The organism is Novosphingobium sp. PhB57 (assembly GCF_004342985.1).
Taxonomy (GTDB): Bacteria; Pseudomonadota; Alphaproteobacteria; order Sphingomonadales; family Sphingomonadaceae; genus Novosphingobium.
In genome coordinates this window covers 229,937-244,026 of record NZ_SMBO01000002.1, presented here as the reverse complement: position 1 = coordinate 244,026, position 14,090 = coordinate 229,937, and the positions used below count along the sequence as shown (strand labels likewise).

Below are 14,090 nucleotides of genomic sequence, written 5' to 3'. Positions count from 1 at the left end.
CGACGCTGCCGGTCCCGAGCCTGCGGCACGACATGACGCGCGCATGCCGATCCTAATGGACGGCCTGCCGATCAGGTGAATATCCCCATGTACAGATTCCTGCTCGCGCTTGGCGCGACGCCGCTTGCCCTGTTTTCCGGGGCAGCCCTTGCCGAGGACGCCGATGCGGCGCCCGGCTCGACCATCCTCGTCGTCGGCCAGCGCGACGCGCCCATCAGCCTGGAAGCCCGCGGCCTTTCCGTCAGCCTCGGCAACGAACAGTTCGCGGGCGTCAATGCCCGCAACGTCGAGGACCTGATGAAATACGCGCCCGACTTCTTCGTGCGCACCCGCTACGCCGGCGATTCCAACGGCGTCCCCGGGTTTCGCGGCACGCACTCCACCCAGAGCGCCCGGACGCTGGTCATGGTGGATGGCTTCACGGTCTCCAACTTCCTGGGCAACTCCTTTGCCTATGCGCCCAAATGGGGCGTGGTCGGCCCGGGCGAGGTTTCGCAGTTCGACGTGGTCTATGGCCCCTACTCGGCCCGCTATGCCGGCAATTCGATGGGCGGAGTGGTCAATATCACCACCCGCTCGCCCGAGAAGACCGAAGCCTTCGTCTCCGTCCAGGGCATGAACCAGCCCTATGACCAGTACGGCACCCATGACAGCTACTGGGGCTATTCGGCCGAAGCGGGCATGGGTTTCCGGCAGGAAGACGGTCCCTGGTCGATCCGCCTGTCGGGCCGCCACTTCCGCAACGAGGGCCATCCGCAGATGTTCTACGGGCTCCCTCCGAGCACGGCGAGCGTCGGCGCCTCCGCCCTTCCGGCGGTGACCGGCGCCGTGGTCGATCCGGGCCAGCACATGACCAGTGCCCCGGGCACGGCGACCAACCCGATCTTCGCAGCGCAGAGCCCGGCGATCATCACCCAGGACCAGGCCAAGCTCCGCCTCGGCTACGATGGCGCTTCCGGCGTGACCGGCGAGGCGCTGCTGGCCTATTGGCACAATCTCGACAGCCAGACCGCGCCCGACTGCTATTTGCGCGACGCCGCGGGAGGCACGGTCTGCGACGGCACCGTGACCTTCGGTGGGCAGGCCTACACTGCCAGCGGCGCCAACTGGTCCCGCACCATCCGCGACGAACTGCTGGCAGGGATCAAGCTTTCCGCGCCGGTTTCGGATGCGGTGACGGTGACGGCCAATGTCTCGACCTACCAGATCCTGCGCTCGGACGCCTTCACCTCGAAGGGCTACAATGCCGGCGCGCAGGACGGCGCGGGGACGCTCGCACGGCAGGGGCCGACGGCATGGTACACCGGAGAGCTTGCGGCCACGGCCCGGCTGGGCGGCGCCGAACTGGCGGGCGGCACCGCGGCCAACCTCTATCGCACCGACCTCATCACTTACGGCCTGGCCAACTGGCGCCGCGACACGGGCCGGACATTCGCGACCCGCAGCTTCGGCAAGACCCGCACGCTTTCCGCCTGGGCCGAACTGCGGGTGCCGGTCGAGGCCGTGACACTCACCCTCGGCGGCCGGTTCGAGGACTGGCACGCCTTCGATGGCGGGCTCGGCCGGATCGGTTCGAACGGCCTTGCCGTGGACAACCGGTATGACGGCCGCCATGCCGATGCCTTCCAGCCCAAGGCCTCGGCCGAATGGTCCATCGACGGGGATACGAGACTTCAACTGAGCCTCGCCAAGGCCACGCGGTTTCCCACGGTGGGCGAGTTGTTTCAGGGCAGCCTGGACGGCAACGGCCTGTTCGACCCCCAGAGCTTCGATCCGAACCTGAAGCCGGAGCGATCCACCGATGCCAATCTGGTGCTGGCGCGGCAGTTCGGCAAAGTGAAGCTCACCGGCTCCGCCTTCTGGCAGCGGGTGCGCAACACGATCTTCTCGTTTACCGGATTCAACCAGAACGGGGTAACGACGTCCACGTACAAGAACATCGACCTGACCCGGCAATATGGCTTCGAGCTGATCGCGGAAGCACGCGGCGTGCTGCTGGAGGGCCTGGACCTCGATGCCAATGCGGCCTGGATCGATTCGGCCACCTTGCGCAACGACAGCGCGCCAGCAGCGGAAGGCGTGCAGTTCCCCCGCATCCCCCGCTGGCGCCTCAACGGCAACTTGCGATACCGCGTGGCGCCGCCGGTCCTTGTCTCGATCGGGGTGCGCTATGCCAGCCGCCCGAACACCGACCTGTTCGGGCTCCAGCGCGGCGACACTTACGGCTACACGTCCGAACTTTTCGCGCTCGACGCCAAGGTGAGCTGGGACGTTACCGACCAGCTTCGCTTCAGCGCGGGCGTGGACAATCTCACCAACGACCGGGCCTGGGTCTATCACCCCTATCCGCAGCGCAGCTTCCTGGTGGAAGCGGGATGGAAACTGTGACGACGATCCGAACCGTGAACGCTGCCGCGCCGCGCACCGAACGCTGGTATCGTGCCGTATGGCGCTGGCATTTCTATGCCGGGCTGTTCTGCCTGCCGTTCGTGCTGTGGCTGTCGGTGACGGGGGGCATCTACTTGTTCAAGCCGCAGATCGAGGGCCTGCTCTATGCACCTTTCCGCGATGTCGCGAGCGGCCCGGCCCCTGCGCTGGCGCCCGCGACGATCGCGGCGCGCGCCGTTGCCGCGGTGCCGGGGTCGGTGCTCCACAAGTACGTCCTGCCCGAGGCCAAGGGCGATGCCGTGGAAGTGCTGGTGGGCCAGGGCACGGACGAGGTGCGGGTCTGGGTCCATCCGCAGACCGGCCGGGTCCTTCACCAGGTGGCCGAAGAGGACAGGCTGATGCGCGTCGTCTTCCGCCTTCATGGCGAATTGCTGGCGGGGAATCGCGGATCGGCCCTGGTCGAGACGGCCGCGTGCTGGACCATCGTCATGCTGCTTACCGGCCTGTTCCTCTGGTGGCCCCGGCAGACGGGAGGGAAATTGGCCGGCGTGGTCTATCCGCGCCTGCGCCGCGGCCGCGCGCTGTTCTGGCGCGACATACATGCCGTGACCGGCCTGTGGATCTCGCTCGGTGCGCTGTTCCTGATCGCTTCCGGCCTGCCCTGGGCCAATGCCTGGGGGGACTACTTCCGGGACATCCGCGCGGTCACCGGCACGCTGGAGGGGGTGCAGGACTGGTCCGCCGGCTCCGCTGCCGATGCCGATCGCCGCGCCATCGCCGATGCCGGCATGCGGGCGATGATGGCGGAACATGCCGAGCATGGCGCGCAGAGTGCGATGACCATGCCCGGGGGAATGATGATGGCCGCGCCAGAGGCGATGACGGCGCCGGGAGAGAAGGCGCTCGATGCCGTCGTGGCGCAGGCGCAGGGCCTTCACTTTGCCGCGCCGGTCGAAGTGAGCCCGCCCATGGCCGAGGGCGCCTTGTGGCAAGTGCGCAGCCAGGCCGAGAACCGCCCCGCCCGCGACAGCGCCGAGATTTCCGGCGATGGCCGACTGGTCGGCGTGCAGCGCTTCGGCCAGCGCCACTGGATCGACCGCGCAGTCGGCTATGGCGTCGCCGTGCACGAGGGCGCGTGGTGGGGACTGGCCAACCAACTGGTCAACCTCGCCGTCCTGCTCGGCCTCGTCATGCTATGCCTGTCGAGCGTGGTGCTCTGGTGGCGTAGGCGGCCGGATCGGGTGCTGGGCGCGCCCGCCGCTTTCGCGCCGCTGCGACATAGCTGGCTGCTGGTCGCGCTGGTCTTCGCACTGGCGCTGGCGATGCCGCTGTTCGGGTTGTCGCTCGCCCTGGCGGCGGCGCTGGAAGGGGCCGGCAAGCGGCTGGCGCCCCGGCTGGGCGCCTGGATGGGCTGGCGGTCGCCACGCATTTCCAGCTGAGACTCCAGCTGACACCGGGGCGGAGCAAGGAAATGGTGGCGCTTCGCTCCGGCGAATTCTTGAACACCCGTTCAGCACCCCTCTTCTGATGGCGGCCGTTTCGGTCTAGCCCAGTGGGGAAGCGCGCCGGGCCCGGCCATCGATCCAGGCCGAGACAGGCGCCGCAACGGGAGAATGCGTGTGTCCTACAAGGTTGCCATCGTCACCGGCGCCGCCGCCGGCATCGGCGCGGCCTGCTCCAGGCGGCTGGCCAGACAGGGCGTGGCCGTCGCCGTGCTCGACCTCGACGCCGAGCGCTGCGCCGATACCGTCGCTGCCATTCGCGAGGCGGGCGGCACGGCCCTGGCCGTGGGGGCCGACGTGTCGAGCCGTGCCTCGGTGCAGGCCGCCGTGGAACAGGTGCGCGAGGCGCTGGGGCCGATCTCCATCCTGGTCAACAATGCAGGCGTCACCGACTTCACGCCGTTCGAGGAACTCACGGACGAGCGCTGGGACTTCATCTACGCCGTCAACGTGCGCGGTCCGTTCATCATGACGCAGGAGTGCCTGCCCGACATGAAGGCGGCGGCCTGGGGCCGGATCGTCAATATATCGTCCTCCAGCGCGCAGACCGGGGCGATAAACATGATCCCCTATTCGTCCTCGAAAGGCGCGGTGGTGACCATGACCCGCTCCATGGCGCAGGAATTCGGGCCTTACGGGATCACCGTGAACAACATCCCGCCCGGATCGGTGATGGGGACGATCATGTCGGAAGCGAACCGCGACCGCTTCCAGATCCCGACCGAGGTGCTGCTGCAGTCGGTCCCGGTACGCCGCCTTGGCGAACCGGACGACATCGCCAATGCCTGCGCCTGGCTCTGCCACGAGGATTCGGGCTACGTCACCGGCCAGACCATCGGCGTCAACGGCGGACGCGTGGTGACCTGAGAGGGTCTTCCCCCCGGTCAGGGCTCAGGCCAGACCGGCGGGCCGCAGCCTCGCCTATGGGGCCAGGCTTGCCCGGACAAATGTAAAGGGCCGGCGGTTTGCACCGCCGGCCCTTCGTTCCACATGGGGGGTGGTGGAATTACTGGAGGAAGATCAGGCCTCGGCCTTCTTGCCCTCGGTCTCGTAGCGTTCGATCGCCTCGACGACGATGCGGCGGGCTTCCTCAGCGCCGCCCCAGGTGCCGACGCGGACCCACTTTTCGGCCTCGAGATCCTTGTAGTGAGTGAAGAAGTGCTCGATCTGGCTGAACACGATCGGCGGCAGATCGCCCTTTTCCTGAACGTCGGAATAGTAAGGGAAGGTCTTGTCGTCAGGCACGCAGACCAGCTTCTCGTCGCCGCCGTGTTCGTCTTCCAGGTTCAGCACCGCGATCGGGCGAACGCGCACCACCGCGCCGGGGACGAAGGGCGAGCGCGCGACGACCAGCGCGTCGAGCGGGTCACCGTCGGGCGACAGGGTGTGCGGCACGAAACCGTAATTCGCCGGATAGCGCATCGGGGTGTGCAGGATACGATCGACGAACAGGGCGCCGGAATCCTTGTCGAACTCGTACTTCACGGGCTCACCGCCGATGGGGACCTCGATGATGACGTTCAGGCTCTCCGGCGGGTTCTTGCCGACAGGAATCATGTCGATGCGCATGTTGGTCCTTCATTACAGGCACGGGTCAATAGTGCCGGTTAGTCTTTGACCGCGGGGCTTAGCCTTGCAACTTATGCACCGCAACTGCCTTATCGTGGTAGATGTAGCCAGTTTGCGACACATGCGCTGCTGCGATAGACGAATCCCCTCAGACACTGATGGCCCGGCACGAAAAAACCCGGAAGCGGACGGGGATCCGCTTCCGGGCTATCTCGTTGCCTGCAAAGGCTAACTTGCGCGATGACCCCCGCGCGGACGGAGCGTTACTTGCTGCGCGGCGCCAGCAGGCGGTCGAGCCCGTTCACCTTGCCCGGCGTGGTGCTTTCCAGCCACGGCCAGCGCAGGCCGCCGTGATAGTCGATGGTCACGGTGCTGAAGGCATCGCCGCGCTTCACCAGCAGCGAGATCGGCTCTTTCGCGGTCTTGGCCGCGGTGATCGCGTCCTTGATGGTCTCGCCGCTATAGGCGGTGCCGTTCACCGCCATGACCTTCACCCCGCTGACGAGACCGGCATTGTAGCCCAGTCCATCGAACACGGCGCCCGTCACGGTGCCCTCGTTGTCCAGCGAGACACCCAGCGAATAGCTGAGGTCCAGCGACTTGCGCGAATCCGCGACGCCCTTCTCGTAGCCGTTCTGGGTGTCCTTCCAGACCAGCTTGTACCCGGCCATCTCCACGCCCTTGGTCGGCGCGGGCTGGTTGGTGTCGTAGATGTGGGTCTTGAGGAAGCTGGCCCAGTCGTAAGGGTAGACGCCGTTCAGCGTCTTGACGACTTCGTCGAAGTCGTACGTCAGTTCACCCCAATCGCCGTCGCGAACGCCGAAGAAGGCCTTGGCGAAATCGTCGAGGCCTTTCTTGCCGCCGGTGCCCTGGCGGATGATCTGGTCCGCTTCGAGCCACGTCAGCGCGCCTTCCACATAATAGTCCTCGGTGCGGGTGACCGAGGTGTAGGGCAGCGGGCGGCGCATGTTGAGGACCGGCGCGAACGTGGTGTCCTCCACCGAACGCCAGCCGCGCCCCGGCGTCGCTTCCGCATAGCGCGCGACCGCGCCGGCCAGCGTGTCGAGGATGGTCTGCTTGGTCTGCACGCCCGAACGCGCGGCCAGGATATAGCCCCAGAACTGGGTCTGGCCCTCATAGACCCAGAGCAGCGTGTTCTGCATCGGCTGCTGGTAGTCCGGCGTCCAGAGATCGGCCGGGCGGCGATACTTGCCGTTCCAGCTATGGACGAATTCATGCGGGATCACGTTGCGATCGAAGTCCATCTTGTCCCACTCGGTCCAGACCTTGGGCTCCATCTGGTTTTCGCTCGAACGATGGTGCTCCAGGCCGATCCCGCCCATGCGGTCGGTCAGGGCCAGCAGGAAGTCGTAGTGGTCGAAGTGGCGCGCGCCGAACGTCAGCAGCGCTTCCGAGACGAGGTTGCGGTAGGTCTTCATGTTCTCGGGCTTGATGCCGAGCAGCTTGGCCTCGTCCGCCACCACGTCCATGCTGACGTCATGGCCAAGGTCCCAGCGCTGGGCGTACTTGCCCGCGAAGATCGGCTCGTCGACCAGGCGCTCGTAGTCGGTCGGCGCCCAGGTCACGGTGTCACCCTGCTGGCTTTTGCCATCGAGCGCGGTGTAGACGGTCCAGCCGGCCGGGAACTTGACGGTGGGCTTCACGGTCAACCCGCGGGTGTAGTAGCCCGAGGGATAGAGGCTCATCTTTTCCCACTGCAGGTTCAGCATTTCCCGCGTCATGGTGATGCGGCCTTCCTTGGCCTGCACCGGCGAGGTGTGGATGAACCTGGCCGTGACGACCTGCGTTCCTGCCGGCAGCTCCAGATGGAAGGCGTTCACGGCCACGGTGTCGCGCTGCCACTTGATCTCCTTGCCATCGGCAAAGAAATGGACCTGCGCGAGCAGCGCCGCGGGGCCGGTGGGCGAATGGTTGCCCGGCAGCCAGCTCGGCTGGACGAGGATCAGCTTGTCGGTGCCGGCCGCAACGGGGAATTGCTGCATGACGCGGTAGACGCCGTGGACGACATCGCTGGCATCGATGTCGAGCGCGATCGTGCCGGGATAGGCCTTGTCCTGCGCGGCGGGAAGCGGTGCGGGCAGCGCGGGGGCCGCAGGACGGCTGCGCTGCGCCGTGTCCTGCGCGAGGGCCGGGGTTGATACGGAGAGAAGGGCGAGGAGCGTGACGACCGCGGAACGATATTTCATTACGTCATTCTTTGCGACAGTTGCCCGATTTGGCAACCGTCCAATCCACTAAACCGGCCGGGGCCACTTTCCCCGCCGCTGCAATCGGGCTAAGCGCGCGCGTCATGAGCACCACACCACAGGCTATTCGCGGAACCCAGGACATCTTCGGCACCGATGCCGAGGCTTTCTCCCATGTCGTCGCGACGTTCGAGCGTGTCCGCAAGCTCTACCGTTTCCGCCGGGTGGAGATGCCGGTCTTCGAAAAGACCGAAGTGTTCTCGCGTTCGATCGGCGAGACCACCGACGTGGTGTCCAAGGAAATGTACTCGTTCGAGGATCGCGGCGGCGAATCGCTGACGCTGCGCCCCGAATTCACCGCCGGGCTCGCCCGTGCCTACCTGACCGACGGCTGGAAGCAGTTCGCCCCGCTCAAGGTCGCGACTCACGGCCCGCTGTTCCGCTACGAACGCCCGCAGAAGGGCCGCTACCGCCAGTTCCACCAGATCGACGCCGAATTGATCGGCTCGCCCGAACCGCTGGCCGACGTGGAACTGCTGGCCATGGCCGACCACCTGCTGAAGGAACTCGGCATTTCCGACGGCGTGGCGCTCCAGCTCAACACCCTGGGCGACGTTGCCAGCCGCGATGCCTGGCGCGCGGCGCTGATCGAATATTTCCGCGCCCACAAGGCGGAATTGTCCGAGGATTCGCAGGACCGCCTCGAACGCAACCCGCTGCGCATCCTCGATTCCAAGGACCCGCGCGACAAGGTCTTCGTCGGCGACGCGCCGAAGATCGACGCCTATCTCTCGGCAGAGGCGCAGGACTTCTTCGCCGCGGTGACCGCCGGGCTCGATGCCGCCGGCGTCGCCTATGAGCGCGCGCCGTCGCTGGTGCGCGGGCTGGACTACTATCGCCACACCGCCTTCGAATTCGTCACCACCCGCCTCGGCGCGCAGGGCACCGTGCTCGGCGGCGGCCGCTATGACGGACTGATGGAAAGCCTCGGCGGGGCTGCCACCCCGGCCGTGGGCTGGGCGGCAGGGATCGAGCGGCTCGCCATGCTGGTGGCCGATGCCGGCACGCTCACCGAAGCGCCGCTGACCGTGGTGCTTGCGGTCGAGGACGATGCCGCGCTGGGTTATGCCCAGAAGGTCATCACCGCGCTGCGTTTCCAGGGCCTCGACGCGGAGATGGTCGCCACCGGCAGCCCCCGCAAGCGCTTCGACAAGGCCGTGAAGATGGGCGCCAAGGTGCTCGTCTCGTTCGGCGCCAAGGACGGCCAGCCCAGCGCCAACTTGCGCGCGGCCGAGCCGACCGCCGAATACCTCGCGGTCGAGCAGGTCCTCCAGTCGGTCCATCCGTGAGCATATCCGACACCCGTCTGGCGCAGATCGCCGCGCGTTTCTCCGAGCTTGAGGCGCGTCTCGCCTCGGGCACGCTGGAAGGCGACGCCTTCGTCACCGCCAGCCGCGACTATGCCGAGCTGGAACCGGTGGCGCGCGTCGCTGCCGAAGTCGTGTCGATGCGCGGGGAAATGGAATCGCTCCAGACGCTGGAAGACCCCGACCCCGACATGCGCGCCCTGGCCGAGGAGGAAATCCACCGGATCAAGGCCGAACTGCCCGAGGCCGAGCGGCAGCTGGCCATCGCCATGCTCCCGCGCGACGCGGCGGACGTGCGCCCGGCCATGCTGGAAATCCGCGCCGGCACCGGCGGTGACGAAGCCGCCCTCTTCGCGGCCGACCTCTATCGCATGTACGAGCGCTATGCCGCGGAACAGGGCTGGCGGGTCGAGATGATCTCCGTCAACGCCAACGATCTCGGCGGCTTCAAGGAAGTGGTCGCCAATGTCGCCGGCGCGGGCGTTTTCGCCAAGCTGAAGTTCGAGAGCGGCGTCCACCGGGTCCAGCGCGTGCCGGTCACCGAATCGGGCGGCCGTATCCACACTTCGGCGGCGACCGTCGCGGTGCTGCCCGAGCCGAGCGAAGTCGACGTCCAGATCGAGGACAAGGACCTCAAGATCGACATCTTCCGCGCCTCGGGCGCGGGCGGCCAGCACGTCAACACCACCGATTCGGCCGTGCGCATCACGCACTTGCCCAGCAATCTCGTGGTGATCTGCCAGGATGAGCGCAGCCAGCACAAGAACAAGGCCAAGGCCATGCAGGTCCTGCGCGCGCGTCTCTACGAGAAGATGCGCGAAGAGGCCCACGGCGCCGAGGCCGAGGCCCGCAAGGCGATGGTCGGATCGGGCGACCGTTCGGAGCGCATCCGCACCTACAATTTCCCGCAGGGCCGGGTGACCGATCACCGCATCAACCTGACCCTGCACCGCCTGCCCGAAATTCTCGAAGGTCCGGGCCTTGCCGAAATGGTCGACGCCCTGCTGGCCGAGGACGAGGCCAAGCGCCTCGCGGCCATGGATGCTTGAGGAACTGGCCTTCGCGCCGGGCGCCGGCCAAGCGCCCCGCGCCTGCTGAACGCGCCCAACCATGACTGATCCCGCGCTCACGGCCGGCGAGGCGATTCGCGAAGCCGCCGGACTTCTCTCCGCGACCAGCGACACCGCCCGTCTCGACGCCGAAGTGCTCATGGCCCACGCCATCGGCTGCTCGCGCTCGTCGCTGCTGCTCTCGCGCATGCGCGATCCTGCGCCCGCAGGCTTCGCCGCATTGGTCGCGCGCCGCGCGGAGCACGAACCCGTCGCCTATATCACCGGCACTCAGGAGTTCTTCGGCCTGCCGTTCACGGTCGGGCCGGACGTGCTGATCCCGCGCGGGGATTCGGAGATTCTCGTCGAGGCGGCACTGGCCGCCCGGCCCGCGGCCCGCGCCGTCCTGGACTGCGGGACCGGATCCGGCGCCCTGCTGCTGGCCGTGCTCGCCAACTTGCCCGAAGCGCGCGGCGTGGGCGTGGACAGTTCTCCCGGCGCGCTCGCGGTGGCGACCGGCAATGCCGAAGCGCTGGGCCTTGGCGCCCGCGCCCGCATGGCGCTGGGCGATTGGCATGCGCCCTGCTGGGCCGATGCGCTGGGCGGGCCGTTCGACCTGATTCTCGCCAATCCTCCCTATGTCGAGACGACCGTGACGCTTGACCGCTCCGTCGCCGGATACGAGCCGGCCAGCGCGCTCTACGCGGGCGAACTGGGGCTGGACGACTATCGCGTGCTGATCCCGCAATTGCCGGGCCTGCTTGCCCCGGGCGGCGCCGCGCTGGTAGAGATCGGCCACGAACAGGCCGAGCCCGTCGCCGCGATCGGCAGCGAGTGCGGCCTCTCCAGCCGCCTCCATCGCGATCTGGGAAATCGTCCCAGGGTGCTGGAGTTTTCAACAGCTGCGTAAGTTTTCACTTGGAATTCCGGCCCGGAATGCCTAAGGATTACGGCGAACCAGCACATGGATGGAATTTCCCATGTGGGTGGTTCGCCTCCAACCTTTGCAGATCGTCGCGGCCTGAAGTGGCTACGACCCGGCAACGGTGGAGTTCACGGCACTCGGGGGCGATCCGTGATCATGTGACGTGTGGCAGATCGGCCCGACGGGAACAGGCCGATGCCCTGGGTTTTTGAGGAAATAATCCTTGAATAATAATCGTGGTAATAACCGTCGGCGTGGCCGCGGTAACAATCGCCAGCAGGGCGGTCAGCAGATCAATCGGATCGACAGCAGGGCTCGCGGCAATGCGCCGCAGTTGCTGGAGAAGTACAAGAAGCTGGCCCATGACGCGCATCTGAATGGTGACCGCGTGCAGGAGGAATATTACCTCCAGTTCGCAGACCACTACTTCCGCGTCCTTGCTGATCAAAAGCAACGCCAAGAAGATTCGCGCCAGCCGCGCCGCGACGATCGCGGTTCCGACTATGGCGACGATTACGCAGTCGACGAGTACGGCGACTACGAATCGCCCGCCCCGGAACGGCAGGAACGTTCGGAACGCCAGGAGCGTCCGGAGCGCAACTTCGATCGGCAGGAGCAGCGCCAGGAGCGCCAGCCCCGCCGCGAAGATTCGCGCCGTGACGATAACCGTCGTGACGATACCCGCCGTGAGGATGGGCGTCGTGAGGATACCCGCCGCGAAGACAACCGTCGCGACGACAACCGCCGCGACGAGCGCGCTCCCCGCCCCGAATCGGTCGAGGAAGAGGCGGTTGCCGCACCCGGCAACGAGGCGGAAGTCACCGGCGATCCGATGGTCTACGAACCGGCGGAAAACCCGTTCGTTCGCGACAATCGCGCCTCGCGTGGCCTGAAGCAGCGCAAGCCGCGCGGCCGCCGTGACGAAGAAGTAGCGGGCGAAAATGCCGGTGAAGAGGCTCCCGCCGTGGAAGCCGAACCGACCGGCAACCTCGATCCCGCGATCCTGCCGCCCGCCATCGCCGCCGCTCCGGCCAAGCGCGCACCCCGCGCCGCCAAGGCTGCGGAAAAGCCGGTTGAAAAGCCCACCGAGGAGGCCGAGGCCGCCGAGGAAAAGCCCCGTCGCCGCCGCACCCGCAAGGCTGCGCCGTCGTCGGACGAGGGCGGTGAAAACCCGCTGGAAGCCGTCAACTCGTAAGAGCCTGACCGGCCGGGCGGAAACGTCCAGCATTTCGCGACCCACGTCTCGCCGCAAGGCAGGACGTGGGTCGTCGCTTTTCCGGCCCGGCAATATGCGTAGCAAGTTCAGGCACGGCGCAGGCAAATCCGCTCTTTTCACGAACTTCGCTTGCCTCCCACGACAGGCCCCTACATAGCGGCGCCATTGGATTCCCATCGGCGCGAGGCCCGGCTCTGAAACCCGTAATGGACTTCCTCGATCGCCGCCCGCGCCTTGCGGCCGGACTTGTCGCGATTCTGGCCGGCGTCATCGCCGCCTGCGGCTTCCAACCCCTGGGCCTCTGGCCGCTGACCCTGCTCGGGGTGGCCGTGCTGGTGGAACTCATCGCGCGGGCGCCCAGCGGGAAGCGCGCGTTCTTCATCGGCTGGTTCTTCGGTCTCGGTCACTTCACGCTCGGCGACAACTGGATCGCGACGGCCTTTACCTATCAGGCCTCGATGCCTGCCTGGCTGGGCATGATCGCCGTCTGCCTTATCTCTCTCTATCTCGCGGTATATCCGGGCCTCGCCGCGCTGGGCGCCTGGCTGCTGCTGCGGCTGGACCGCGGCCGAGCCCCGGAAAGCCCGCCGAATGCCGCCGGTCCCGGCGCTTTCCTGCTTCTTGCGCTGGCCTTTGTCCCGGCCTGGATCGTCACTGAATGGCTGCGGGCCTGGGTCTTCACCGGCTTTGCCTGGAACCCGCTTGGCGTGGCCATGCTCGGCGGTCACGATACCCGCGGACTGGCCCTGCTGGCGCCCTGGGTGGGGACCTATGGGCTGTCCGGGTTCCTCGCGTTGATCGCCTGTGTCCCCGGCCTGCTCTGGCGGCTTTCGCGCAGCTCGCGCGGCGGCGCACGCTGGGCCTGGGCACTCCCTGCCCTCGCCCTGTTCGGGCCGCTCGCGGCGCTGATGACCCTGCCAGACCCCTGGGCCGCGCGCACCGAAGGCGCCGTTCGCTACACGCTTGTCCAGCCCGACATTCGCCAGGAATTCATCGACGACCCGCGCTTCTACGAGGCCAATTTCGTCAAGCTGGCGCGCTTGTCCCTGCCTCGCGCGCCGGGTGACCGGCGGGTGGTGTTCTGGCCGGAATCGGGCCTGGGCGACTATATTCGCGATGGCTATCCGCAGTTCCTCTACCGCATGTATACCTATGCGGAGGACCCCGTATTGGCGCGCGAGCGTATCGGCCGGGTCATCGGCCCTTACGCCGTGCTGATGACCGGCGCGGTCGACCTTGTCATCAAGGACGGCGAAGGCATCGCCGCACGCAATTCGGTCTCCATGATCGATGGCGACGGCAATCTGCTGGCGAGCTATTCGAAGGCCCATCTCGTCCCCTATGGCGAGTACCTCGCGCTGCGCTGGTTGCTGGAACCGCTCGGCGCGACGCGCCTCGTGCCCGGCGCGCTGGATTTCTGGCCCGGACCGGGTCCGCGCACGTTCGACCTCGGCGCCTGGGGCAAGGCGGGGGTGCAGATCTGCTACGAAATCGTCTTCAGCGGTCAGGTGGCAGACCCGCGCGTGAGGCCGGACTATATCTTCAATCCTTCCAACGACGGCTGGTTCGGACGCTGGGGCCCGCCGCAGCACCTCGCCCAGGCCCGGCTTCGCGCGATCGAGGAGGGGCTTCCGGTCATGCGCTCCACCACCACCGGGATCAGCGCGGTGATCGATGCCGATGGCCTGGTGCGCGCCTATGTGCCCTGGCACAGCGCGGGCAGGCTGGACGGACGCATCCCGCCGCCCCGCGAACCGACGCCTTTCGCAATATTCGGAAACTTGCTGCCGCTGACACTTGCCACGGCTTTCTGGACGCTTGCGCTTTCCGTTATTGCGCTCCGCCGTCGTCGTCGCTAGACCAGTGC

At 67.0% G+C, this 14,090-nt stretch carries 10 protein-coding genes; 8 read left to right on the top strand and 2 right to left on the bottom strand.

Going from position 1 to position 14,090, the window contains the following annotated elements; translation table 11 throughout:
- The first annotated feature begins 87 nt into the window (after positions 1-87).
- The 3 genes from EDF58_RS08765 (at position 88) to EDF58_RS08755 (ending at position 4,757) form a co-directional block, all read left to right on the top strand.
- Positions 88-2,388 (top strand): TonB-dependent receptor, encoded by a 2,301-nt coding sequence (locus EDF58_RS08765; protein WP_132264577.1) that lies wholly within the window; start codon positions 88-90, stop codon positions 2,386-2,388.
- Positions 2,385-3,827, top strand: a complete 1,443-nt coding sequence (locus EDF58_RS08760) for a PepSY domain-containing protein (protein ID WP_243654141.1) — start codon at positions 2,385-2,387, stop codon at positions 3,825-3,827. The genes EDF58_RS08765 and EDF58_RS08760 overlap by 4 nt, the downstream gene beginning before the upstream one ends.
- A 180-nt stretch (positions 3,828-4,007) precedes the next feature.
- Complete coding sequence (locus EDF58_RS08755; RefSeq protein ID WP_132264573.1) at positions 4,008-4,757, top strand: glucose 1-dehydrogenase; 750 nt, start codon at positions 4,008-4,010, stop codon at positions 4,755-4,757.
- Positions 4,758-4,910: 153 nt separating this feature from the next.
- On the opposite strand, the gene ppa is transcribed toward EDF58_RS08755, so the two are convergent.
- The gene (ppa, locus tag EDF58_RS08750) at positions 4,911-5,459 is read right to left on the bottom strand and encodes an inorganic diphosphatase (protein ID WP_132264572.1); all 549 of its coding nucleotides are present in this window, start codon (positions 5,457-5,459) and stop codon (positions 4,911-4,913) included.
- Positions 5,460-5,722: 263 nt separating this feature from the next.
- A complete protein-coding gene (locus tag EDF58_RS08745; protein WP_132264570.1) occupies positions 5,723-7,666 on the bottom strand; it encodes a M61 family metallopeptidase in 1,944 nt (647 codons plus the stop codon).
- 104 nt (positions 7,667-7,770) lie between these two features.
- On the opposite strand from EDF58_RS08745, the gene hisS reads away from it, so the two are divergent.
- From hisS to lnt, 5 genes are all read left to right on the top strand, one after another.
- The gene (gene hisS / locus EDF58_RS08740; protein ID WP_132264568.1) at positions 7,771-9,015 is read left to right on the top strand and encodes a histidine--tRNA ligase; all 1,245 of its coding nucleotides are present in this window, start codon (positions 7,771-7,773) and stop codon (positions 9,013-9,015) included.
- Positions 9,012-10,082, top strand: a complete 1,071-nt coding sequence (gene prfA / locus EDF58_RS08735) for a peptide chain release factor 1 (protein WP_132264567.1) — start codon at positions 9,012-9,014, stop codon at positions 10,080-10,082. The genes hisS and prfA overlap by 4 nt, the downstream gene beginning before the upstream one ends.
- A 61-nt stretch (positions 10,083-10,143) precedes the next feature.
- Positions 10,144-10,992, top strand: a complete 849-nt coding sequence (prmC, locus tag EDF58_RS08730) for a peptide chain release factor N(5)-glutamine methyltransferase (protein ID WP_132264565.1) — start codon at positions 10,144-10,146, stop codon at positions 10,990-10,992.
- A gap of 238 nt (positions 10,993-11,230) precedes the next feature.
- The gene (locus EDF58_RS08725; protein WP_132264564.1) at positions 11,231-12,202 is read left to right on the top strand and encodes a DUF4167 domain-containing protein; all 972 of its coding nucleotides are present in this window, start codon (positions 11,231-11,233) and stop codon (positions 12,200-12,202) included.
- A 227-nt stretch (positions 12,203-12,429) separates the two neighbouring features.
- Positions 12,430-14,082 (top strand): apolipoprotein N-acyltransferase, encoded by a 1,653-nt coding sequence (gene lnt, locus EDF58_RS08720; RefSeq protein WP_132264562.1) that lies wholly within the window; start codon positions 12,430-12,432, stop codon positions 14,080-14,082.
- The last annotated feature ends 8 nt before the right edge of the window (positions 14,083-14,090 follow it).